At 66.0% G+C, this 22085-nt stretch carries 22 protein-coding genes; 8 read left to right on the top strand and 14 right to left on the bottom strand.

Translation table 11 applies throughout. From position 1 onward, the window contains the following. The first annotated feature begins 71 nt into the window (after nucleotides 1-71). A complete protein-coding gene (locus AC3IT0_RS10245) occupies nucleotides 72-920 on the top strand; it encodes an HAD-IIB family hydrolase (RefSeq protein WP_489323573.1) in 849 nt (282 codons plus the stop codon). A 148-nt stretch (nucleotides 921-1068) separates the two neighbouring features. Continuing rightward, complete coding sequence (locus AC3IT0_RS10240) at nucleotides 1069-1320, top strand: hypothetical protein (protein WP_489323572.1); 252 nt, start codon at nucleotides 1069-1071, stop codon at nucleotides 1318-1320. Nucleotides 1321-1349: 29 nt separating this feature from the next. Here the strand turns inward: AC3IT0_RS10240 and AC3IT0_RS10235 are convergent, their stop codons facing one another. Continuing rightward, nucleotides 1350-2054, bottom strand: coding sequence for an AfsR/SARP family transcriptional regulator (locus AC3IT0_RS10235; protein WP_489323571.1), 705 nt, complete (start codon nucleotides 2052-2054; stop codon nucleotides 1350-1352). Between the two features lie 212 nt (nucleotides 2055-2266). On the opposite strand from AC3IT0_RS10235, the gene AC3IT0_RS10230 reads away from it, so the two are divergent. After that, the gene (locus AC3IT0_RS10230) at nucleotides 2267-3106 is read left to right on the top strand and encodes a DNA/RNA non-specific endonuclease (protein ID WP_489323570.1); all 840 of its coding nucleotides are present in this window, start codon (nucleotides 2267-2269) and stop codon (nucleotides 3104-3106) included. A gap of 36 nt (nucleotides 3107-3142) precedes the next feature. On the opposite strand, the gene AC3IT0_RS10225 is transcribed toward AC3IT0_RS10230, so the two are convergent. Then, nucleotides 3143-4882: a M4 family metallopeptidase gene (locus AC3IT0_RS10225; RefSeq protein ID WP_489323569.1), complete on the bottom strand. Its 1740-nt coding sequence runs from the start codon at nucleotides 4880-4882 to the stop codon at nucleotides 3143-3145. Between the two features lie 197 nt (nucleotides 4883-5079). On the opposite strand from AC3IT0_RS10225, the gene AC3IT0_RS10220 reads away from it, so the two are divergent. From AC3IT0_RS10220 to AC3IT0_RS10210, 3 genes are read left to right on the top strand one after another with little or no spacing between them, the layout of a single operon-like run. Then, nucleotides 5080-6846 (top strand): M20/M25/M40 family metallo-hydrolase, encoded by a 1767-nt coding sequence (locus AC3IT0_RS10220; protein ID WP_489323568.1) that lies wholly within the window; start codon nucleotides 5080-5082, stop codon nucleotides 6844-6846. 13 nt (nucleotides 6847-6859) lie between these two features. Beyond that, a complete protein-coding gene (locus AC3IT0_RS10215) occupies nucleotides 6860-8029 on the top strand; it encodes a zinc metalloprotease (protein WP_489323567.1) in 1170 nt (389 codons plus the stop codon). Nucleotides 8030-8056: 27 nt separating this feature from the next. Beyond that, entirely contained in the window at nucleotides 8057-8407 is a 351-nt protein-coding gene (locus AC3IT0_RS10210; RefSeq protein ID WP_489323566.1) for a hypothetical protein, read from the top strand. A 13-nt stretch (nucleotides 8408-8420) separates the two neighbouring features. Here the strand turns inward: AC3IT0_RS10210 and AC3IT0_RS10205 are convergent, their stop codons facing one another. The 12 genes from AC3IT0_RS10205 to AC3IT0_RS10150 all read right to left on the bottom strand — a co-directional run bounded on the left by AC3IT0_RS10205 (nucleotide 8421) and on the right by AC3IT0_RS10150 (nucleotide 20635). Further along, a complete protein-coding gene (locus AC3IT0_RS10205) occupies nucleotides 8421-9494 on the bottom strand; it encodes a DNA polymerase IV (protein ID WP_489323565.1) in 1074 nt (357 codons plus the stop codon). Between the two features lie 75 nt (nucleotides 9495-9569). Next, on the bottom strand, nucleotides 9570-10301 hold the full coding sequence (locus AC3IT0_RS10200; RefSeq protein WP_489323564.1) for an SDR family oxidoreductase: 732 nt from the start codon (nucleotides 10299-10301) through the stop codon (nucleotides 9570-9572). Continuing rightward, nucleotides 10276-11781, bottom strand: a complete 1506-nt coding sequence (locus AC3IT0_RS10195; RefSeq protein WP_489323563.1) for an NAD-dependent succinate-semialdehyde dehydrogenase — start codon at nucleotides 11779-11781, stop codon at nucleotides 10276-10278. The genes AC3IT0_RS10200 and AC3IT0_RS10195 overlap by 26 nt, the downstream gene beginning before the upstream one ends. Further along, nucleotides 11782-12969 carry an iron-containing alcohol dehydrogenase family protein gene (locus AC3IT0_RS10190; protein ID WP_489323562.1) on the bottom strand — a complete coding sequence of 396 codons (1188 nt, stop codon included), beginning with the start codon at nucleotides 12967-12969 and terminating at the stop codon, nucleotides 11782-11784. 1 nt (nucleotide 12970) lies between these two features. After that, nucleotides 12971-13966 carry an NAD(P)-dependent oxidoreductase gene (locus AC3IT0_RS10185; RefSeq protein ID WP_489323561.1) on the bottom strand — a complete coding sequence of 332 codons (996 nt, stop codon included), beginning with the start codon at nucleotides 13964-13966 and terminating at the stop codon, nucleotides 12971-12973. Between the two features lie 25 nt (nucleotides 13967-13991). Continuing rightward, complete coding sequence (locus AC3IT0_RS10180; RefSeq protein ID WP_489323560.1) at nucleotides 13992-15512, bottom strand: aldehyde dehydrogenase; 1521 nt, start codon at nucleotides 15510-15512, stop codon at nucleotides 13992-13994. 10 nt (nucleotides 15513-15522) lie between these two features. Next, nucleotides 15523-16626, bottom strand: a complete 1104-nt coding sequence (locus AC3IT0_RS10175; protein ID WP_489323559.1) for a mandelate racemase/muconate lactonizing enzyme family protein — start codon at nucleotides 16624-16626, stop codon at nucleotides 15523-15525. Nucleotides 16627-16631: 5 nt separating this feature from the next. Then, complete coding sequence (gene fae / locus AC3IT0_RS10170) at nucleotides 16632-17189, bottom strand: formaldehyde-activating enzyme (RefSeq protein WP_489323558.1); 558 nt, start codon at nucleotides 17187-17189, stop codon at nucleotides 16632-16634. 2 nt (nucleotides 17190-17191) lie between these two features. After that, nucleotides 17192-18124 (bottom strand): glycine betaine ABC transporter substrate-binding protein, encoded by a 933-nt coding sequence (locus tag AC3IT0_RS10165; RefSeq protein ID WP_489323557.1) that lies wholly within the window; start codon nucleotides 18122-18124, stop codon nucleotides 17192-17194. 33 nt (nucleotides 18125-18157) lie between these two features. Then, nucleotides 18158-18943 carry an ABC transporter permease gene (locus AC3IT0_RS10160; RefSeq protein WP_489323556.1) on the bottom strand — a complete coding sequence of 262 codons (786 nt, stop codon included), beginning with the start codon at nucleotides 18941-18943 and terminating at the stop codon, nucleotides 18158-18160. Continuing rightward, complete coding sequence (locus AC3IT0_RS10155) at nucleotides 18940-19977, bottom strand: ABC transporter ATP-binding protein (protein ID WP_489323555.1); 1038 nt, start codon at nucleotides 19975-19977, stop codon at nucleotides 18940-18942. The genes AC3IT0_RS10160 and AC3IT0_RS10155 overlap by 4 nt, the downstream gene beginning before the upstream one ends. Continuing rightward, nucleotides 19970-20635 (bottom strand): ABC transporter permease, encoded by a 666-nt coding sequence (locus AC3IT0_RS10150; RefSeq protein WP_489323554.1) that lies wholly within the window; start codon nucleotides 20633-20635, stop codon nucleotides 19970-19972. Before AC3IT0_RS10150 ends, AC3IT0_RS10155 begins: the two co-directional genes overlap by 8 nt. A 140-nt stretch (nucleotides 20636-20775) precedes the next feature. Here AC3IT0_RS10150 and AC3IT0_RS10145 point away from each other — a divergent pair, with 140 nt between their 5' ends. Beyond that, nucleotides 20776-21696 carry an IclR family transcriptional regulator gene (locus tag AC3IT0_RS10145; RefSeq protein ID WP_489323553.1) on the top strand — a complete coding sequence of 307 codons (921 nt, stop codon included), beginning with the start codon at nucleotides 20776-20778 and terminating at the stop codon, nucleotides 21694-21696. 149 nt (nucleotides 21697-21845) lie between these two features. Further along, a complete protein-coding gene (locus AC3IT0_RS10140) occupies nucleotides 21846-22082 on the top strand; it encodes a DUF1059 domain-containing protein (RefSeq protein ID WP_489323552.1) in 237 nt (78 codons plus the stop codon). The last annotated feature ends 3 nt before the right edge of the window (nucleotides 22083-22085 follow it).

The raw sequence follows: 22085 nt of genomic DNA, 5'->3' as shown, positions 1-22085 counted from the left end.
TCCATTGCCTCGTCCTCCCGGAGTCGTCCCGTTTGAGGCGTGGCGGAGTTACTTCGGTAAGGTCTCAGATCATGAGTGCAAAGCCAACTGCCGCCAAAACTGCCCGGGCTGTCTTCCTCGACGTGGACGGGACCTACGCCGACTATGGCGTTGTCCCCGAGGGTCATGTGCGGGCAGTACGCGCGGCGCGGGCGGCCGGCCACCGGGTCCTGTTGTGCACCGGCCGCCCCGTATCCATGCTGCCCGCGAGCATTCTCGGTGCGGGCTTCGACGGCCTGGTGGCCAGCGCCGGAGCCTACGTGGAGGTGTCCGGGACCGTACTCGTGGACCGGCGCTTCCCGGCAGACCTCGCGGCCAGAACGGTTGCAGCGCTGGACGCACACGACGCCGTGTATATCCTCGAGGCGCAGGAGGCCCTGCACGTTTCACCGGCGGCGGCGGACCGATTGCGGGCCATTATCGACGCCCATTTCAGTCAGGCACCGGGAGGCCCCGTCGGCTCGTCCGCCATCCTCGACGCGGTACGCCAAACGGCGGACCGCGCGGCCGTACCCTTCGCCAAGGTCTCCGTGTTTGACTCCCCCGTCGCCATGGAGTTGCTGGTGAAGGAGATCGGCAGTGACATTGCCGTCGTCGCCAACTCTGTCGCGGACGAAGGGCGGCACGCGGGTGAACTGTTCCAGCGCGGAATCAGCAAGGCCGACGGCGTCGCCGCCGTCAGCGCGCATCTTGGCATCGCCCGCGAAGACACCATTGCGATCGGCGACGGAGCCAACGACCTGGAGATGATCGCCTACGCCGGGATCGGCGTCGCCATCGAAGGATCTGCCCCCGAGGTGCTTGCCATTGCGGACCGCACCGCTGCGGGCCCGCGGCAGGAAGGACTCACGGGCGCGTTCGCCGAACTCGGCCTCTTCTGATCCGGGATCACAACCCTGCAACGGGCGATCTTGAGCAAACCTTTGGCAAAGCTAGGTTGATTTCTGAGGCTGGTGCTGCAGGATCAAGGCAGCCTCCACAGGCTTCCAGCCAATGGGTGCCCGCAGAATGAAAGCAGGGTGACGCGCAATGACGATGGGTGATCCTCCATCAGGAATCTCCGCCGGAGATGATTCGGACCCTGCGATGCCATCGATGGGCGCCCTGGTTATCCGCACCTGGATCGAGCCGGATCAGGTGCCAGGTTTCCGCGCCAGGCTGACCTTCAGCCTGGCACCGGACGATGAGCCCGGCACAATCTCCACTGCCGATCCGGATGAGGTCCTGAGTCTGGTCCGCCAATGGCTCGTTGCCCAACCGGGAGCTTCACGCGAGGCTTAGGTGTATTCCGCCCGTTTGCGGCCTGACTCTCACGAAAGGTCCGAAAAGAGGCGCCAAATGGTCTCCGATGGCAGCAGGCCCATGTCCTCTTTCAGTTTCGCCGCGTATTTTCCAAAAGCGCGAAGCGCGGCAGCATTGTTGCCTCGCCTCCGTTCAGCCTGAATGAGCAGCCCAACGGCGCTTTCATAGAGCGGTTCGAGTTCCAATGCCGCCTCGGCGGCCTCCAGGGCAGACTCATAATCACCACGTGCCAGCGACTCGCGAGCAATGATGTGGTAGGCGTGGAGCCGGTCCTGCTGCAACCTGCTCTGTTCAAAAAGCACCCAATCGTCATACCAGCCCGGCAGCAAGTCGGAGTTCCGTAACTGCTCCAGACATGACGCGACATTTCCGTTAAGTCCAGCCCGGCTCAGCTCCCGGAGCTGGGCGCGGAGCCGGTGCAGGTCCACGTCGACACGTTCGCTCAGGGCGAGCTGGGTCCCGCCGTTGATCAGCAGGCCGGGGACCTGCCGCGAGATGAGATGCACGGCCACGCGTAGGCTTTCGAGCGCCTTGGTCTCCGGGGTGTCCGGCCACAGCAGGCCAACGAGATAGCTTCTGGGCCGCGGACCGTTCACGGCCAACGCAGAAATGAGCCGCTGTTGCCGCGCCGCAACATGTACGACGTCGGTATCCCGACGAAGTTGCCACGATTGAAGCAGCCTCAACTGAAAACCATAGCCGTCATTGCCCATGGGTACCCCCGAAATCCAGCGTGGCCCTCAAATGCTGGAGCAGATTTAACACCACTTTCCGCAGTCGGGAGCAGGCTGTCAATGGTTTGCGTATGCTGGCAGGGTTCCGACTGGTAACACCCCAGTAACGGCGCGGATCTATCGTCCCCTTCGGGGGTGGTCGGCCAACCGGTGCCGCGCCAATGTTCCCAACGAGTTCGGAAGGAAATCCAATGACTACTGACATATCCGCGCAGGCCGTGGCGGGGACCGGCGGATACTCGGCCGAGTTCCTGGGCGAACGGGTAGACCCTCCGACGATCGACGATGCCTTGCAGGATGACACCGTCCGGCTCGACGGCTCAGAGATCATTCCGTACACGCACTTCTCGCTCGCGCTCAGCAAATCACGGGGATTCGCCCGATGGGTCGCCTGGAACATCGACGGCGGCACGCTGAAGAGGATCAGCCGTACCGGCATTCCCTTTGTCAAAGACCCCCGGATCCCCGCCGGGTTTCAGAATGGCGACGAGCTGTACAGCGGCAATCGCCTTGACCGGGGCCACCTCGCGCGCCGCGCCGACCTGTTGTGGGGTCCTCTCGCCGAAGCGGAAAGGGCCAACAGCGATTCGTTCTTTTTCACCAACATCACTCCCCAGATGGATGACTTTAATCAGAGCAGCAAGGACGGTGTGTGGGGGCGGCTGGAAGACACGGTCTTTGCCGATGTTGAGGTCCAGGATCTTAAGGTGAGCGCGTTCGGTGGACCGGTTTTCCACGATGACGACCGCGTGTACCGGGAGACGCAGCTTCCTCGCGAATATTGGAAGGTACTCGCGTATGTGGAGCGGGGTGAATTCAAGAGCCATGCATTCCTGCTGACACAAAACCTGAACCCCTTCGAAGCAATCGACTTCGACGAGTTCCGTGCCTTTCAGGTCAGCACGGCCGAACTGGAACAGCGCACACAGCTGCAGTTCGCAGACAAGTTGCGCACCGCGGATACGTTTAGGGCACGCTCAGCGGCCGCGGACCGCGAGCCGCTCAATGGTGTTGGCGACATCCAATGGTGAAGAACGCAGTGGCCTCCGCGATTTAGCTGATCCGATTTAGGTGATGCCGACAAGCTGGTAGGCCTTCCGGATTGCCTCGATCTTCTCCGTCTTGCGGACGTCGCCGCCGAAGTACGTTTGCCCGACGTCGACCACTGCCTGGAGTGCCTCAGGGAACGTCGCGCGGGGAGTCAACCGCGCCATGCCCAGATACGCCAGCACCGCCACGTCTTCGACGCTGAACACCCTGGCCCCGGCTTTGGCCATGGTCAGCAGGTTGTGCACCGCCTTGTTGTGGATGTTGCTGTTGAAGTGGACCCAGCCCTGGTCGTTGGATCGGCTGGGCAGCTCGCCGGGGCGCAGGGCACGGAAGTCGTCCATGTGCTTGGGGTGCCCTGTGCGGGACGGGTCAGCGAAGTCCCGCAGCGGGCGGCCGTCCGCCCTGAGCCCCGGGCCGATCTCCCAATCCCAGGTTGCTACATCCGCGCGGTCCGGCGCCTCGTACCAGTTCTTGATGATGACCCCGGCAACGTCCGCGAAGGACTCGTTCAGCGCGCCGGACTGAGTGGCGTAGACCAGGCTGGACGTCGTTTCGATCACGCCGTGGGTGAGCTCATGTCCGATGACATCCAGGAAGCGCGAGAGGCTGACAAGGCGGCCGTTCTGCCTGATTTGCCCGTACCACATGCGATGCCTGAACCAGAAGGCGTTGAGCAGGCTGGGCGGAGGCTGCATGCTGGCTGCCGTGACGTTGACCAGGGAGACGAGGTCCATCCCGTTATCGTCGATCCCCTTGCGCTGCAGGACGACGTTGTAGAAGTCCAGCACCCGGGAGGCGTTGGCGTGAGCGGAAACGGCGGCCCGGTTCGTGGTCCCATAGTCACTGTCCGGTGCCTCCACCGGGACGTCGGGGTCGGGAGGATCGTCATCGATGTCAGCGAACTGCAGGTCGTACGTGCGGACCATGCGTCTGGGGTCGTTCAGTCGGCACGTAGTAGCCGTGGGTGCGACCAACTCCCCGAAGAACGCCTGCTGGTCATCGTTCTCATCGATCCCGGTGCACCGGGCCGGGATCGCGAGCGCAGTCGGCGCGGCGCTGTAACAGAACAGGATCTCGCCGTCGTGTGCGTCCACAAGGTAGTTGAAGCTGGGCGGGACCGGCCGCCGTCCCAGTCCGTGGCCAAGCAGGGCCGCGTCATCGGCGCCGGCGTCGTCGTCGTTCGCAGGCGGCTCAGCGGGGAGCTCATGGAAGAACCACGCCAAATGCCAGGACCCGTCGTCGTCCTTCTTGTAGAAGTTCAGTCTCGCGCCGATGCCGGCATCGGCAGGAATGTCCGCTCCCGTGAAGTCCGCCACCTTCGCCAGCGCCTCCGCACGGCTGAGGGATTCGACGGGACTTACCCCAGGGGCTTCACCGAGTTGCCCGTTCACGCTCACGAGGTCCCGCGACGCCGTGAGTTCGACCAGTGCCATGGCACCGAAGATCGGGATGTTCCGGTACGTCTGCGAAAAGCGCAAAGCATGGGTTCCCAAGGCCGGCAGGTCCCGCTCACTCTCGACCACCAGGCTGGGAACGCGCTCCGGCCGCTCAGGTTCGACCAGTGACCGCATGCCTGCACGGCGGTCCTGCTGAAGAAGCTGGTCGAGGTAGAACCTCGCCGCCCCCTCATTGCTGTTGAAGGTCAGCGCCGGTGCGCCTTCGTCCCCGGCCGGTGAGCGGCCAAAGGATTCAGGAGAACGCGCGGCCGTGTTGTCCTCCCCGGCGTGATAATGAAGCCCCTGCAATGACTCAGACATCTCCTGCTCCTTCCTGCTCGGTCCGTGGCCCCGGTAATCCTTCCGGGCCGAGTCTAGGATCGCCTCGTTACTGGTCCGTTACTCCCGACTTCAGGGCAGCAGTAACGCCCGAGTAACGCGAGATGCCCAAGAATCAGGATCAAGAGGCCGCCAAGGACTCTTCTTGCGGTGAGTTCAGAATTTTGGGGGAGCCGGTTGTGAAACTCGTCCTGTTCGATCTCGGCGACACGCTGGAAAGCGATGGTGTCCTTCTTCCCGGCGCGCTGGAAACGCTGGAAACTATTGCTTCCATGAGCACCGGAGGGCACCCGGCGGCGCAGTTGGGTCTCGTGTCAGATTTTCACATGCCGACCGAGCCATCGGACGTAGCCGACATCCAGGAGCAGTACTACAACCTGCTTGACGACCTCGGCATCCGGCCGTTTTTCGAGCCCGTAGCGGAGCGCGTCACCCTGTCCACGGAGGTGGGCGTGTTCAAGCCGGACGAGGCGGTCTTCCGGGCTGCGGCTTCGAAGGCCGGTCCCGCCGTCGAATTCGCCGACGTGCTGTTTGTCACCGAGAACCGAGGCCATGTGCTCGCCGCCCGCCGTCTGGGGCTGGTGGCTGTGCACGTCCGCGGGCCGGGGCAACCGCACGGTGAAGTGGACACGCTGGCCGGGATTGTTCCGCTGGTGCAGGCGTTCCTCGACGGCGGGGAACCCGTTGAAACCGTCGTCCTGGACGTTTCATTGGAGGCGCCAGACGAGGCCCTGAGGCGGATGGGAGCCGAGGACACGACGTGGACCCGGCTCGGGGACGTGCTGGTGGTCCGCTCCCCCGCCGCTTCCGCCACCCGTCCCGGACAGCGCCGCGCCCGTGGAGAAACGGCGGTGGCCGAGCGCCGCCTGCTTGTGCCCGAGCAGCATCTCCACTTGGTCACGCAGACCGCCCGTCTCTTCCAGGAGGATCACCCCGACGTTCGGGTCGTGGTGGACAAAGGCCGCTACCTGGTGGTCGATTTCGATCCCGGCGGGCCCTCTCCCGTCGACGGGCCGCATGCGTCCTGTTACTCGGTCCGCCTCCTTCCGGCCGACACTGTGGTGTTTGATCAACGGGCAGCTGGGCCGGGGCGGACTGCGACGCGAGCTGGCGTTCCCGCCGTCGAACTGTCCCGCGCAACGTTTGAGGACGACGTCGGCAAGCTGGCCCGCCTGAGCACCCGGCACTCACGAAGCGCCGAGTTCTTCGGCGCACTGGAGTGGGCCGAAAGCCGGCTGGCGGACCTTGGCTATGCAACGCATATCCAGACTGTGGCGGTGCCTGGCGGAACGAGCCGAAACCTGGTTGCCGACAGTCCCGGGGATGGCGAGGACCGGGAGCGGGTGCTGGTCACCGCGCACCTGGATTCCGTCAATATCCAGGGGCCTGCAGCGGCCGCCCCAGGTGCGGATGACAATGCGTCGGGCACCGCGGGCGTGCTGGCCATCGGCCAGGCGCTGGCGGGCCGGTCATCCAGGCACGACCTGCGGCTCATCCTGTTCGGGGGCGAGGAGCAGGGCCTGTTCGGCAGCCGCCACTACGTGAACGGCCTCGACGGCGACGAGCGCGCGCGGATCAGCGCCGTCATCAACATGGACATGATTGCCTGCAGAAATACCGGCACGGCCACCGTGCTGCTTGAGGGAGCCCCCGTGTCGCAGGGCATGATCGACTCTTTGGCAGACATTGCCCAGGCGAATACTTCGCTCGCCGTTCAGACCAGCCTCGAGCCGTTCAACAGCGACCACGTTTCCTTCATCGACCTGGGCATTCCCGCCGTTCTGACGATCGAGGGAACCGACTCGGCCAATGACCGGGTCCACACTGAACGGGACACGCTCGAGACGCTCGACATCAGCCTCGCCCTGGAGATCCTGCGGATGAACATCCTGTTCGTGGCGCAGGCGCTCGATAGAGACACCAGTATTGCTCGACCCATCAGGTGAAGGAGAACCAGCGATGAACGAGACCAACCCACTAAACCTCCCGGAGCAGCGCAGCCGTGAACTGTGCGGAACCATGGAAGTACACCGCCGGCTGCTGAACGAAAGCGTCACCTACCAGGAACGCCGGGCTCTGATCGACAACCGTGCCCTGGCATACGAGGACCGGTCGCGCAGTGTTGCGCGGAGCGGGCTGCTTACCCTTCCGGTCGTTGTCCACGTGGTGCACAACCCGGCCAATCCTGCCCAGAACATCAGCAAGGCACAGATCCAGAGCCAGTTCGACGTGCTGAATGAGGATTTCCGGGCCGGCAACGCCGATGTGTCCCTAGTGCCGGCCGTGTGGACGAACCTCGTAGCCGACTGCAACATTGAGTTCCGGCTCGCGTCCCAGGACCCGGACGGCAACCCGACCGATGGCATCACGCGGACCGCGTCGACGGTTCCGTTTTTTACCACTGAGCTGGACGACGTCAAGTCGGTTGCAACCGGCGGGGCGGACGCCTGGCCCAGCGACGACTACCTCAACGTCTGGGTCTGCAACGACCTCCGGGACGGGATCGGCCGGGTCATCCTCGGCTACGCGCAGTTTCCCGGCGGCCCGCCGACAACCGACGGTGTTGTGGTCGCGAACTTCTGCTTCGGCAAGGGTGGCACGGCGCAAGCCCCCTTCGATCTCGGCCGGACAGCGACCCACGAGATCGGCCACTGGTTGGACCTGCGGCACATCTGGGGCGACGACCGCGGCTCGTGCAGCGGCAGCGACATGGTCGAGGACACGCCAAACCAGGCCGATGCCACGTTCAACGCTCCGACATTCCCTCAAATCAGCTGCAACAACGGACCGAACGGCAACATGTTCATGAACTACATGGACTACACCGATGACGTGGCCATGTTTATGTTTACCCAGGGCCAGTCGAGGCGGATGGACGCATGCCTGGAGGGTGCCCGGGCTTCCTTCCTGGCGGCCCCGGCCTTCGCGCTGACTGGCGCCGGGGCGGGGACAGCTCCCTCTGGTGCGCCGGCACTGTCCGCTCCGCCTCAGGCGCAGGGGGACAGTGAGTTGGTCCTGCTCCGGCAGGAGGTGGATCGGCTCCGCCAGGACAACCAACGGGCCATGTTGATCCTGGACGGCATCCGGGCGGCGCTGAGCAGTGACAGCGTCAACCCCACGGGTGGATGATGGGGTGATGATGACACCGGCCGGGCGGTGAAAGCCGCGACCGGGCCTTCACCTGAGATCACCGGTATCTGGCTGCACTGCCACGAAGAAGATACCCCCGCGACGATGGTGTTCCGCCCCCGCGACTACCCCTTGCGGCCCGCCCGTTGGCGGGACGCCCTTGAGTTGCGGGCAGACGGCACCTGCATCTGGCACGGCAGCGGCCCGGACGACCGCGGGCAGGCCATTCCCGGTCGCTGGGAGGAACTCGGAAACGGGCAGGCACAAATCACGATCACCACGGCCATGGGCCAACCCCTCCCCCGCCTCATTCAGTCGTGGACCGTTGACAAGCTGGTTGTGGCGAAGGATCCGGACCCGCTGGCCGCTGGTAGCTGAGGGCCCGACGCCGTCACCAACCGCCGCGCGTCGGTGTATGTCCCCTTCGGGCGTCGTCGGGCATTGCCATTTCGGCCCGCAGGCCCAGGAGCCGGATCGGACGGCCCGGCTCGATTACTTTTGCCAGGTCCAAGGCCTGCGCAAGGACTTCGTTTCGGTCGAAGGTCTCGGGAATCTTCCTCGCGTGGGTCTTGGTGATGAACGGTGCGTACCGAACCTTCAGGGTCAGCCCAACCACGGGCCGTCCTTCGGCCACAACATCCTGAAGGACATGCGCTGCCAGCTCCCTCACGGCGTCGTCCACCTGGGCGGGCTCCGTCAGGTCCCGCTGGAAGGTGGTCTCCCGGCTATGCCCGCGGGCAACCCACGGGGTGTCGTCCACAACGCTGGCGCCGTCCCCGCGTCCGAGCTCCGCGTACCAAGGACCCATCTTGAGGCCGAACTCAGGGACCAGGTTTTGGGGGTCGGACGCGGCGAGCTCGGCGACTGTGTTGATGCCGAGTTTGGCCAGCCGGCCAGACACTTTGGTTCCGACGCCCCACAGGTCCTTGGTGGGCAGGCTGCCCATGACCTCGAGCCAGTTCCCGGCAGTGAGACGGAAGACGCCGGCCGGCTTGCCGAAACCGGTGGCGACCTTGGCCCGGACCAAGGTGTCGCCGATGCCCACACTGCAATGCAGCTGCGTTCGCTCCAGGACAGCTGCCTGCACCTGCCGGGCGTAGGCTTCCGGATTCTCTGTCTCAATGCCCACAAAGGCTTCATCCCAACCCAGCACCTGCACCGTGGCACCGGGCTGCGCGCGCAGCGTAGCCATCACCGTTTCAGACGCCGCGAGGTAAGCCTGCTGGTCGACGGGCAGGATCACGGCGTCGGGCACTTTCCGGGCCGCAATGCGTAAGGGCATGCCGGAACCCACGCCGAACGCCCTGGCTTCGTACGATGCGGTCGACACCACAGCACGTTCCGTGGGGTCTCCCCGACCGCCGACAATGATCGGCTTACCCGCAAGCTCCGGCCGCCGGAGCACTTCGACCGCCGCGATGAACTGGTCGAGATCGACGTGTAGCACCCACCGGATTCCACTCACGCCACCAGTCTGCCCTAAACATCCCTGGCAAGCATCGGCCCGCCGCATCGCGTGGCTGCTGGGCGGGCGGGAGTCCTAAAACGCCTGCCCGGTGGCGCGGATCGCCACCTCTGAGACGTCGACGCCGGCTGGCTGGGACAAAGCCCAAAGGAACGCCGCCGCTACGGATTCCGGTGCAATGGCGGCGTCCGGCGCTTCCGTCCACAACGGCGTGTCCACGTGGCCCGGAGCCATGTGCAGCACGCGGACCCCGGTGCCGACAAGTTGCTGGCGGAGCGATTCGGCGTAGCCGGTCACGGCCCATTTGGTGGCCGTGTACAGGTTGCCCGGATAGACCTTGCGCCCGGCGGTGCTGCCCATCAGCACGAAGCGGCCGCGGTTGGCGGTGAGCTCCGGCAGGGCTGCCTTCGCCAGGATCGCCGGGCCGTAGACGTTGGTGAGCACCATATCCCGCCAGCGCTCCGGGGCCCCGTCGGCCAGGTCGCCGGGAGCCGAGAACCCGGCATTGGCAACCGCCACATCCAGCCCACCCATCTCCTCGACGGCAACGGCCACCGCGCCGCGGGTCTGCTCCCAGTCCCCCGCGTCGGCCACAACTCCCTTGACGTTCCCCAGCGCCGAGCACGAGTCAACGAACTCAGCCAACCGCCCGGCGTCGCGCCCTGTAGTAAACACGGAGTGTCCGGCGCGGAGGGACTCGCGCACCAGGGCGGCACCGATTCCGCTGGTGCCGCCCGTGACGAGGATCCGCATCAGGCGCCGCCCCGGCGACGAGGTGCCGTCACGACGGGTCCGCGATGCCGACATATCGGGTCTCCAGGAATTCCTCGATGCCTTCGGTTCCGCCTTCACGCCCCAGCCCGGACTGCTTGACGCCGCCGAATGGTGCCGCCGGGTTGGATACGATGCCCGTATTCAGACCGAACATACCCACATCCACGCGCTCGGAGAGCCGGATGCCGCGGTTGAGGTCACGCGTATACGCGTACGCCACCAGCCCGTACTCGGTGTCGTTGGCCAGGCTAATCGCCTCCGCTTCGGTCCGGAAACTCACCACGGGCGCGACCGGGCCGAAGACCTCTTCGTGCAGGATCCGCGCCGTGCCGGGCACATTGATCAGGACGGTGGGCGGGTAGAAGTAGCCCTCCCCTCCGGCAGGCTCACCTCCGGTGAGGGCTGTCGCTCCCCCGGCGATGGCGTCCCGGACGAGTTCGTCCACCTTGGCCAGGCTCTTGGCGTCGATCAGCGGCCCGATGGTGGTGCCTTCCGCGGAGCCGCGGCCCAGCTTCAGGGAAGCCATCCGGTCCGCGAGGCGCTGGCTGAACTCCGCAGCCAGCGATTCGTGCACGATGAACCTGTTGGCGGCCGTGCAGGCCTCGCCCATGTTCCGCAGCTTCGCCAGCATCGCCCCGTCCAGCGCCGCGTCGAGGTCTGCGTCCTCGAACACCAGGAACGGGGCATTGCCGCCGAGCTCCATGGAGGTCCGCAGCACCTGGTGGGCGGAGTCGGCGATGAGCTGCTGGCCGACCCCTGTGGACCCGGTGAATGAGAGTTTGCGCAGGCGGCTGTCCCGGATCAGTGGCCCCGTCACCTCGCCCGGACGCGTGGTGGGGATGACGTTCAGGACGCCCGGCGGCAGGCCGGCGTCGCGGAAAATATCGGTCAGAAGCAACGCGGTGAGCGGGGTCAGGTTGGCGGGCTTGAGCACCATGGTGCAGCCCGCCGCGATGGCCGGTGCGATCTTGCGGGTAGCCATCGCGAGGGGAAAATTCCACGGCGTGATGAACAGGCACGGGCCCACGGGGCGCTTGGTGACCAGCAGCCGGGACTTGCCGTCCGGTGCCGTGGAGTAGCGGCCCGACACACGGACTGCTTCTTCGGAGAACCAGCGCAGGAACTCGGCGCCGTATGCCACTTCGCCGCGGGATTCGGCCAGCGGTTTTCCCATTTCCAGGGTCATGGCAAGGGCGAAGTCGTCGGCGCGGGCGGTGACCAGTTCGAAGGCGCGGCGCAGGATCTCGCCGCGTTCGCGCGGCGGTATCGCCGCCCAGCCGTCCTGGACCCGGGCCGCGGCGGCGAGGGCACGCTCGCCGTCGGCCGGTGACGCGTCGGCGATCTCCGCCAGGGTGGCACCCGTGGAAGGGTCCTCGACGGCGGACGTGGCGCCGTCGGACGCGTCCGTCCACTCGCCGTCGATGAACAGCTGCGTGGGCAGTGTCGCGACGAACGCGCGCTCGGCGTCGGTGACGCCGGTTTCGATCAGGGTGGTGGCAAGGGTGTTTTCCACTTAGAGCGCTTTCTCGAGGATGGTGCGGATTTCGACGGCGGTGGGCGGCACCGGGGCGTTGTTGATGACGGCGTCGGCCAGGGTGTCCTCCACGAGTGAGTCGAGGTCCGCTGCCCTGACGCCGAAATCGGCCAGGCGTGCGGTCATGCCCACTTCGCGGGCCAGGGCGGCGACGGCGGCGACGGCTGCCTCCGCGTTGGCCTCCACACTGGCCGCGGTCTCCCCCACGCCCAGCGCGAAGGCCAGGCGGGCGGTCCGGTCGAGGCGGTTGCGCAAGTTCAGCCGCAGCACATCCTCGATCACCAGGCAGAGGGCCAGTCCGTGCGGGATGTTGAACCGGCCGCCCAGCGGGTGGGCGATGGCGTGGACCAGGCCCAGCCCGGTGTGGGAGAATCCGACGCCGGCAATGTGGGAGGCCAGGAGCAGCTGGGACCGGGCCTCGATGTCGGTTCCGTCGGCGACGGCGCGGGGCAGGAACTCGGCCACCATGGCCACCACCTGCAGGGCGATGCCATCGGAGTAGGGGTTCTGCCGGATGGACGAGTAGGACTCGATCGCGTGCGTCAGCGCGTCCATGCCGGTGGCGGCCGTGGCCTTTGGCGGCAGGCCCAGCGTCAGCTCGGGGTCCAGCACGGCAGCCTTGGGGAGGGCGGATTCGTGGCCCACGTAGAACTTCCGGTGGGCCTCGACGTCGGTGACCACGCCGAAAGCGTTGACCTCGGCGCCCGTGCCTGCCGTCGTCGGAACCGCCACGATGGGCAGCGCCGGGTTGGCGAAGTGGTTGCTGTAGTCCAGGCCGGCGCCCCGGGCGGGGTTCACGGCGCCCAGGGAGATCCCCTTGGCTGCGTCCATGGAGGAACCGCCGCCCACCGGCACCAGTACGTCCACGCCGGATTCCGCGGCCAGGTCGGAGCCGGCGTCCACGCACGTGGTGGTGGGGTTGGGGGTGACGCCGTCGAACACGGTGACCGAGAGTCCCGCGGCCTCGAGCGAGGCGCGGACGGCCGCCACAACGTCGGTGGTGGCGAGGAACGGGTCGGTGACGATCAGCGCCGATTTCCCGCCGAGCGCGGCCACGATGCCGCCCACCTCGGCCACGCGGCCGCGGCCGAAGTACGCGGTGGGCTTGGGGTCCAGGGTCAGTTCGGTGGAGGCGAGCTCCGCGTGGATCTGCATCCGGGTGTGCATGTCAGGCTCCTTCTGCCGGGGTTGCGTCAGCAGCCGCGGTCCGCAGCTGGACGCCGATGGCGTCTTCGTAAAGTCTTACGGGGGTCATTTCGCCGGCCTTGTCGCCGTAGAGGGCCTTGGCCCGGCGGTAGAGCTGCTCCACCAGGGAGGACAGTTCCACCGGGACGCCCACCGAGCGGGCCAGGTCTACGGAGAGTCCCAGGTCCTTGCAGGCGAGGCCGATCGCGAATCCTTCGTCGTAGTCCCCGTGGTTGAGGATGGACAGGACGTCGTTTTCGACGAAGTTGGAGTTTGCCGGGCTGGCGATGAGGGCCTGGCGGAGGACTTCGAGGTCCACGCCGGCTTTGACTCCGGTGCTCAGGACCTCGGTGGTGGCCACGAGGTGGGAGAACCACAGCTGGTTGATCATGAGTTTCACGGCGTAGCCGGCGCCGTGGCCGCCCACATGCTGGATCCGTTCCGGGTCGCCCATGGCTTCGAACACGGGGCGGAGGCGTTCGACGTCGGCGCCCTCGCCGCCGATGAAAATCTGCAGCATGCCCTTGGCGGCGCCCACGGACATGCCGCTCACGGGGGCGTCCAGGACGCGGATGCCGCGGGCGGCGCCGGCTTCGCGGACGCGGTTGGCGACGTCGGGGACGGACGTGGACATGTCCACCCAGGTGCCGCCGTCGGGCAGTCCGTCCAGGATGCCGCCCGGCGCGAGGGCCACCGTCTCGACGTGCTTGGGCGTGGGCAGCATGGTGATGACGACGTCGGAGCCGGCGGCGACGGCCGCGGCGCTGTCCGCCCACTCGGCGCCGTTGGCGAGGAGTTCCGCGGCGGATTCCTTGCGGACGTCGTTGACGATCAGCTGGAAGCCGGCGGCCTGCAGGTTCCGGGTCATGCCGGAGCCCATGTTGCCCAGGCCGATGAAGCCGATGCGGGCGGTTCCGGGCTGCAGGGGCGCTTGGGCTGGTGCCGCGGCGGCGGAGAGGGTGTGGGTTGTTGCAGTCATTTGTGGGGGTCTCGCTTCCGGGAGGTCAGGCGTCGTCCAGGGCGGCGTCGCCCAGGTTGATCCAGGTGGTTTTGAGGGCGGAGTAGGCGTCCAGGGCGTGCAGCGAGCGGTCTCTGCCGAAGCCGGATTCCTTGAAGCCGCCGAAGGGCGTGATGATGTCCGCGACGTCGAAGGTGTTCACCCAGACGGTCCCGGCGCGCAGTTCGCGCGCCGCCGTGTGCGCCTTGGTGATGTCCTGGGTCCAGACGCTCGCGGCGAGCCCGTATTTGGTGTCGTTGGCCATCCGGACTCCCTCGGCGGCACCGCGGAAGGTGCTGACAGCCAGGACCGGTCCGAAGATTTCCTCCTGGCCGATGCGTCCGGCGTTGTTGACGCGGTCCAGGACCGTGGGCTCCAGGTAGAAGCCGTTTTCGACGCCGGCCGGCCGGACTCTGGTGCCGCCGGTGGCGACGCTGATGCCTTCGGATTCGGCGATTCCGTAGTAGCCCAGGATGCTCTCGAGCTGCCGGTCATCGATGATGGCGCCGATCTGGGTGGCGGGGTCCAGCGGGTCGCCGAGCTGGAGCGAGCGGCCCACCTTGATGACCTCTTCGAGCAGTTCGTCGTGGACGCGTTCGTCCACCAGCAGGCGGGAGCCGCCGTGGCAGGTCTGGCCGGCGTTGTAGAAGATGCCCCAGGCGACGGCGGACGCGCACGCGGCGATGTCGCCGACGTCGTGCAGGACCACCTGCGGCGACTTGCCGCCGAGCTCCAGGGCCACCTGCTTGCCGTTGGATTCGGAGGCGTAGCGCTGGAAGTACCGGCCCACCTCCGGGGACCCGGTGAAGGTGATCTTGTCCACCAGCGGGTGGCGGCCCAGGGCGGCGCCGGCCACTTCGCCAAGGCCGGGGGTGACGTTGAAGACGCCGTCGGGGACGCCGGCCTCGGTGGCCAGTTCGGCGAGGCGGAGTGCGCTGAGGCTGGTCTGTTCCGAGGGTTTGAGGACCACGGAGTTGCCTGCGGCGAGGGCCGGGGCAACTTTCCAGGCGGTAATGATCAGCGGGTAGTTCCAGGGCACCACGGCGCCGATCACGCCGAGCGGTTCGCGGGAAATGATCGCGAGGGCGTTGCGCGGGGTGGGCGCGACGTCGTCGTAGACCTTGTCCAGGGCTTCGGCGTACCAGCGGAACGTGCGGGCGCAGCTGGGGACGTCGACGCCGAGGGCGTCGCTGATCGGGTGGCCGCTGTCGGTGGATTCGAGCAGCGCGAGTTCCTCGAGATTTTCGAGAATCAGGTCGGCGAGCCGGGTAAGGACCTGCTGGCGGTGGCGCCGGTCGGTTCGTGACCATGCCCCGGATTCGAAGGCCCGGTGGGCCTTCTGCACGGCGTCGTCGACGTCCTGCTCGCCCGCGGCCGCCACGTGGGCGGTGACCGAACCGTCCCGCGGCGACACCGTGGGGAAGGTGTCGCCGTTGCGGGCGTCCCGGAAACCGCCGTCGATGTACAGTCCCGTGGCCGGGCGCTGGGCGGCGGCCCGTGCGATCCAGTCGTTCTTGGTTGCTGTCATTGCCTGTTCCTTAGACCGTGTATTTCTTGACGGCGTCGTAGTCGATGACGGCGCCCAGGCCCGGCAGGTCCGGAACCCGCAGCGAACCGTCGCTGTCGATGTCCAGCGGCTCCATGAAGAAGTCGCGGCGCTCCGGGGTCCAGCCGGGCGGATCATAGGGGAACTCCAGATAGGGTCCGGCGTCCACGCCGGCAGCCACGTGCAGGTTCGCCAGCAGTCCGAGGCCGTTGCTCCAGGTGTGCGGGGTGAAGAACCGGTGTTTGAGGTTGGCGGTTTCGGCCACCTGCCGGGCACGGTACATGCCGACGGCGAGGGAAACGTCGGGCTGGTAGATGTCGTAGGCGTCGGCTTCGATCAGGGCCATCATTTCGCCCATGCTGCGGACCATTTCGCCGCCGGACACCTGGATGCCCGTCTGTTCGCGCACCCGCTGCGCGCCCTTGATGTCGGCCTGCGGGAGCGGCTCTTCCAGCCAGCGGACGTCGAGTTCGGCCAGCTGGGAGGCCAGCCGGTGGACCTTGGCGAGTTCCAGGGCCGGTTCAATGTCCCCGCTCATGCGCCACATCTGGTTCAGGTCCACCATGAGGTCGAAGCCGCTGCCCACGGCTTCGCGGGCGGCGCGGACGGATTCGACGCCTTCTTCGAGGCGGTCACGGGAGATGCGGATCTTCATGGCCTTGAAGCCGCGGTCCTTGGCTGCGAGCGCCGACTCGGCACGGGCGGCCGGGGCCTTCAATTCCCCGGAGGAGGCGTAGGCCACCAGCCGGTCGCTGGCACCGCCGAACAGGGTGGCAACCGGGAGGCCGGCCACTTTGCCGATGATGTCCCAGAACGCTGCTTCGAGGGGCCAGTAGCGGCCGCCATGGAAGTTGATCGTTTCGATCCGGCGGACCTGGTTAAGGATGGCCATCGGGTCGGTGCCGATGAACAGGTGCTCGTAGGCTTCGAATCCGTCCATCGTGTCGCCGGAGCCGACGCCGGTGATGCCTTCGTCCGTCTCCACCTCCACCAGCGTGGCCGGGAACGAGGTGCGGGGCTCCGGGTCCCAGGCGGCGTTGAACGGCGGGTCCAGCGGCAGGACCATGCGGGTCAGCCGGATTGCGGTGATCTTCATTGCTGTCAGCCTCGCGGGGTGAAGAAGGGATTGGACGGGGAGTTGCGTGCCTCGATCACGGCCGCCGTGGAGGGCAGGTGCCGGGCACCGTTTTCCAGTGCGGTACGGGCGGATTCGCGGTTGTTGCGGTAAACGGCGTCTTCGTCGTCGGCGGAGGGGTTGACCCAGACGGCGGCGATGATCACGTGGGAGTCGGCCTGCTCTTCGGTGACGGTGCCGTTGGCCAGGGCGTCCGCGACGCCGGCGGCGATGCCGGCCTGGGCGGCACCCCAGATCAGGAGGCCGTGCTGGTCGCTGGCGGGGGCGGCCTTGGTGACGAAGAGGGTCAACGGCTTGACCGGGAGGGACGGACGGAGGACGGTGACGAACGGGACGTGGCCGGCGCTGGGTGTGGCGAGTGCTGTGGCCCATGCGGTGCCGGCGGGACCGTTGCGGTGGCCCAGGACGGTGTTGACGTGGGCTGCGTTGACGCCGTCGCCAATGAACGACTCGCCGATCTGGACATCTGTCTGGTCCCGATGGCGCACCTGGGCCTGGTCAACGGTCTGTGTTTTGGTGGTCACGGTTAGATCAGTCCTTCGGATTCGAGCCATTCCTTGGCGATTTGGTCCGGATCGTCGCCGTCGACGTCAGCCTTGGCATTGAGCTGCTGCATGACCTCGGTGGTGAGCTTCGGGGAGACCTTGGCCATGATGTCGGCGATGGCCGGGTACTTGGCCAGGACGTCAGCCTTGATGGTCAGGGCGCCCTGGTAGATCGGGAAGAAGTGCTTGTCATCCTCCATTACCTGAAGCTTGAGAGCCGCGAGACGGCCGTCCGTTTCGAAGACTTCGCCGAAGTTGCAGTCCTGGCCCTTCTGGGTGGCGGTGTAGATGACGCCGGTGTCCAGCATGGAGACCTTCGCCTCCGGGCTCAGCCCGTACTCTTTCTGCAGTCCCGGCCAGCCGTCGTCGCGGGTGGAGAATTCGCTCTCCAGGCAGAATGTCTGCTCCTTTGCCGGGAGTTTGGCGACGTCGGAGAGGGATTTGATGTTCAGTTCCTTGGCTTTGTCTTCCCGGACGGCGAAGGCATAGGTGTTATTGAGCGGCGCGGGGTCCAGCCAGGCGATGCCCTTTTTGGCGTCGGCGGCCTTGACGGCGTCGAACATCTCCTTCTTGTCCTTCAGCGGGGTGGTCTGCTTGTTGTAGGTGATCCAGGACGTACCTGTGTACTCCCAGTAGCCGGCGAACTGCCCCGTTTCAAAGGCGGTGCGGACGTTGGCCGAGCCCACCACGGTGGTGTTGGTGGTGGTTTGGGCGCCGTGGGCGTTAAGCACCTGGCTGGTGATGTGGGACAGGATGAACTGCTCAGAGAAGTCCTTGGCTCCGAAGACGCCGGTGAGGCCCGCGAGCTCCTTGCCTTTGCCGTCGCTGGTGGATGAGGTGGCGGAGCCGCAGCCGGTGAGGCCCAGCGCGGCGACGACGCCGGCGGCCAGGAGGGCGAGAACGGGTTTCTTCATGATGGGGTCCTTTGGTGTGATTGGAAGCAAGGGTCAGGTGCCTTTGGGCTTGAGGAAGTCCTCGGCGAGGCCGGCAAGCCAGTCGATGGTGAGGGCGATGCAGGAGACCACCACGGCGCCGGTGATCAGGACCGGCCAGCGCTGGAGCTTGAGGCCGTTGACGATCATGTCGCCCAGGCCGCCGGCGTTGATGAAGGTGGCAACGGTGGCTACGCCCACGCAGAAGACCAGGGCGGTGCGCAGTCCGGCCACGATCACGGGGATGGCCAGTGGCAGTTCGATCCGGGTGAGGACCTGCAGTGGGCGCATGCCCATCCCCCGGGCTGCTTCGGTGAGGCTTGAATCGACCTGTTCCAGGCCCACGAGGGTGTTCCGCAGGACTGGCAGGACGGAGTAGGCCACCAGGCCCACGAGCGCCACTTCGAAGCCGAGTTTCCAGACGATCGCCAACAGGATCACCAGGCCGATTGCCGGCGTGGACTGGCCCACATTCGCGATGCCGAAGACCACGGCGTGGACGGCTTTGGAGTGGATTCGGCTGAGCGCGATGCCGGCAGGGATGGCGATGGCCGCCACGATCACCGAAGCCACCACCGTCAGCCGCAGGTGCTCGAAGGTCCGGTCCTGCAGGTACTGCCAGTTCAGGGTCCGCAGTTCGATGGAGTCCAGGGAGAGTGAAGAGATCCACAGGAACAGGGCGAGCAGTGCCAGGGCTATGACGATCGGGGTGCCGAACCGTTTGAAGGAGAAGTACTTCCCGCGGCGGTTGGACGCTGTTCCAAAGGCTGTGGAAAGGTCGCGTGTGGCCTGGGCTGTCATGGCCGGACTCCCCCGGCAAGGGCACCCGCGGCAAGTGTCGGCGGGAGAATCTCTGCGCCCAGGACGGCGGAGATCTTTTCGATGTCGATTGAGCCCACCACCCGGCCCTGCCCATTGACCACGGCCACCGGGGTTCCGCCGGAGAGCACCAGGGAGTCCAGGGCGTCGCGGAGGGAATCGTTGAGGCTGACTTCGATGGCTCCGCGGACGGGGACGTTGGGTCCCAAGGCGGCCTGATGGACGGGGATAAGGCCGAGGCGCTTCAGGGCGGCGCCGTGGCCCACGAACTGGGAGACGTAGTCGTTGGCGGGGTTGGCCAGGATGTTCGCCGGGGTGTCGAACTGCTCGATCTGGGAGCGTTCGGACAGCACGGCGATCCGGTCTCCGAGCCGGACTGCCTCATCGAAGTCGTGCGTAACAAAAACGATGGTTTTGCTCAGTTTTTCCTGCAGCCGGAGGAATTCGGTCTGCAGCTTTTCGCGGGTGATGGGGTCTGTGGCGCCGAAGGGCTCGTCCATGAGCATTACGGGAGGATCGGCGGCGAGGGCACGGGCCACGCCGACGCGCTGCTGCTGGCCGCCCGAGAGCTGCCTCGGGTAGCGGGAGGCGTACGTTTTGGGGTCGAGTTCGACGACGGAGAGGAGCTCTTCGACGCGGGCCTGGGTCTTGTTCCTGTCCCAGCCGAGCAGCCTGGGGACCACGGAGATGTTCTCGGCGATGGTCATGTGCGGGAACAGCCCGATCTGCTGGATCACGTAGCCGATCCGGCGCCGGAGTTCGTTCGGGTTCAGGGACAGGATGTCTTCGCCGTCAATGGTGATGGACCCGGACGTGGGCTCGATGATGCGGTTGATCATCTTCATGGTGGTGGTCTTGCCGCAGCCGGACGGTCCCACGAACATGATCAGTTCGCCGGGCGCGATGTCCATGGAGAAGGACTCGACGGCGGGGCCTGCCTGGCCCGGGTAGGTCTTGGTAACGTCTTTCAGGACGATCCGGGCGCCGGCGGCCGGACGGGAGATTGGTTCAGACACGAAGTCCCCTTGAGGTAGTGAGGCGGCGGATGAGCACAAACGCTCCATCCAGCAGGAGTGCAAGGACGATCACGCCGACTGTGCCGACGATCGCGAAATTGAGGGCGTTCTTGGAGCCGAGGCTGGACAGGCCCTTGAAGATCATTTCGCCCAGGCCGGGGCCGCCCACGTAGGCCGCAATGGCGGCGATTCCCATGGAAAGCTGCGCGGAAACCCGCACACCGGTGAGGACAACGGGCCAGGCCATGGGCAGCTGGACGCGGAAGAGGGTTTTGACCCTGCCCATGCCCATGCCTAGGGCGGATTCAGAGACGGCGGGCGGTACTTCACGCAGCCCCACCACAGTGTTACGGATGATGGGTAGCAGTGCGTAGAACGCGAGACCCGCCACCGTGGGCGTCCAGCCGAGTCCAAGGACCGGGATAAGGATTGCCAGCAAGGCCATGGACGGGATGGTCAGGCCCACGCCCGCTCCGGCAATGGCGACCGAGCGGAAAATCGGCTTGTCCCAGACAAGCACTCCGATGCCGACACCGACTACCGTGGCGATCAGCAGGGAAACCAAAACGACCACAAGGTGCTCGGTGGCGGATTCGGCGATGTCTGCCGATCTCTTCGTGAGGAACGTACCGAAGTCCGAGATGAACGAGTCGTTCAACGTGATCCTCCTTTTCACTTCGTCGGGTCAAGGATCGTGGCTTACATCTGCGTGAGCCATGCCACAACCGTAGGGCCGCCGTTCCCTTTTGCGCAATGCCGGTTGTTGATATGTCAACGCGGCCTTGTTATGGTCGTGCTGTGACTGACTCATTGAACGGCGCGACCGGCGCCCCTGGAACAACTGCCCGCCCCGTGCGCCGTAACTCTTCCGGACTCAGGCGCGACCTCGAACTGCTGGAAATTCTGGGGTCCCCCGAAGCCGTCGCCGCCTCGGGCCTAGGCGTGAGCAAAGTCGCCGAAATTGCCGGGCGCGACAAAGCCCAGGTTTCCCGCACCCTCGCCACGCTTGCTGAAGCCGGACTGGTCAACAGGGATCCGGAGAGCCTCCTGTACACCCTGGGCTACGGACTCTATGCCCTGGCGGCCAGGACCGCGGAGGCGCGGATGGTCAGCGCGTCTGCGCCGTACCTCAAACGGGTTTCCGCAGCCACGCACGAGACGACGCACCTTTGCGTACTGCGCGGCGGCACTGTGCTCACACTGAAGAGCGAAATGTCCAACCACACCTATCGCGCTCTGGGATGGGAAGGCGTCAGCGTCGACGCTTGGGGAACGTCCGCCGGCAGGGTTCTCGTGAGCGACTGGGACCGCACCGCTCTCCGCGATTGGTACGACAACCACGCCGCCCAGGCCGCGGGTGAGCGAAGAGCGCCACAGCAGGAGCTTTCCCCCCTGGCGCTGGAGGCAGGTCAGGGCCCGGCGACTGGACACATTCCGTCCAAAATCAAGACGTTTAATGACCTTTGCCAAGAGATCGCCCTCATCCGACGGCGCGGATATGCCGTCGTGGATGAAGAATTCGAGCTGGGGGTTGTCGGTGTTTCAGCACCGGTGTATGACTTCAAGCAGCGAATTGTCGCCGCCTTCAACGTCAGCGCCCCCAAACAGCGATTCGGACGTCATCTCGAGCAGGCAGGAGCCCTCGCCGCCAAAGTCGCCATGGAATTTTCCGCGACGCTGGGTGCGCCATCCGAGTCAGCCGTCAGGCCACCCAGATAGGGCGGCGGCGGAGTGCGGGGGTCCACGCGCCGTGCGAGCGGTGCCGAGGGTTACGCCGGGACCTCGGTCGAAAGGTTAAACTTGCACGTCAGGAACGTTCGCCGCGTTGAGTTTCCACAATTCGATGCACGACCAAAGAGGAAACAGCCATGAAAAGCATGACCTGCAAGCAACTCGGTGGCCCTTGCGACCTCACGTTCCGGGGCAAGACAGCGGACGAGATCATCAACGCACAGGACCAGCACCTCAAGGAAGCCGTCCGGGCCGGTGACTCGGCCCATCAAGAGGCCCGTGACGCGATGAAGGGCCGCTGGAAGAACCCGATCAAGGGCATGGGCTGGTACCGCGACACCAAGAAGGCTTTCGCCGCTCTTCCCGAGGAATAAGCC

This window comes from Pseudarthrobacter sp. KH_020_B, from assembly GCF_057840185.1.
The sequence above is the reverse complement of the archived record's forward strand: the minus strand, read 5'-3'. Positions and strand labels throughout refer to the sequence as shown.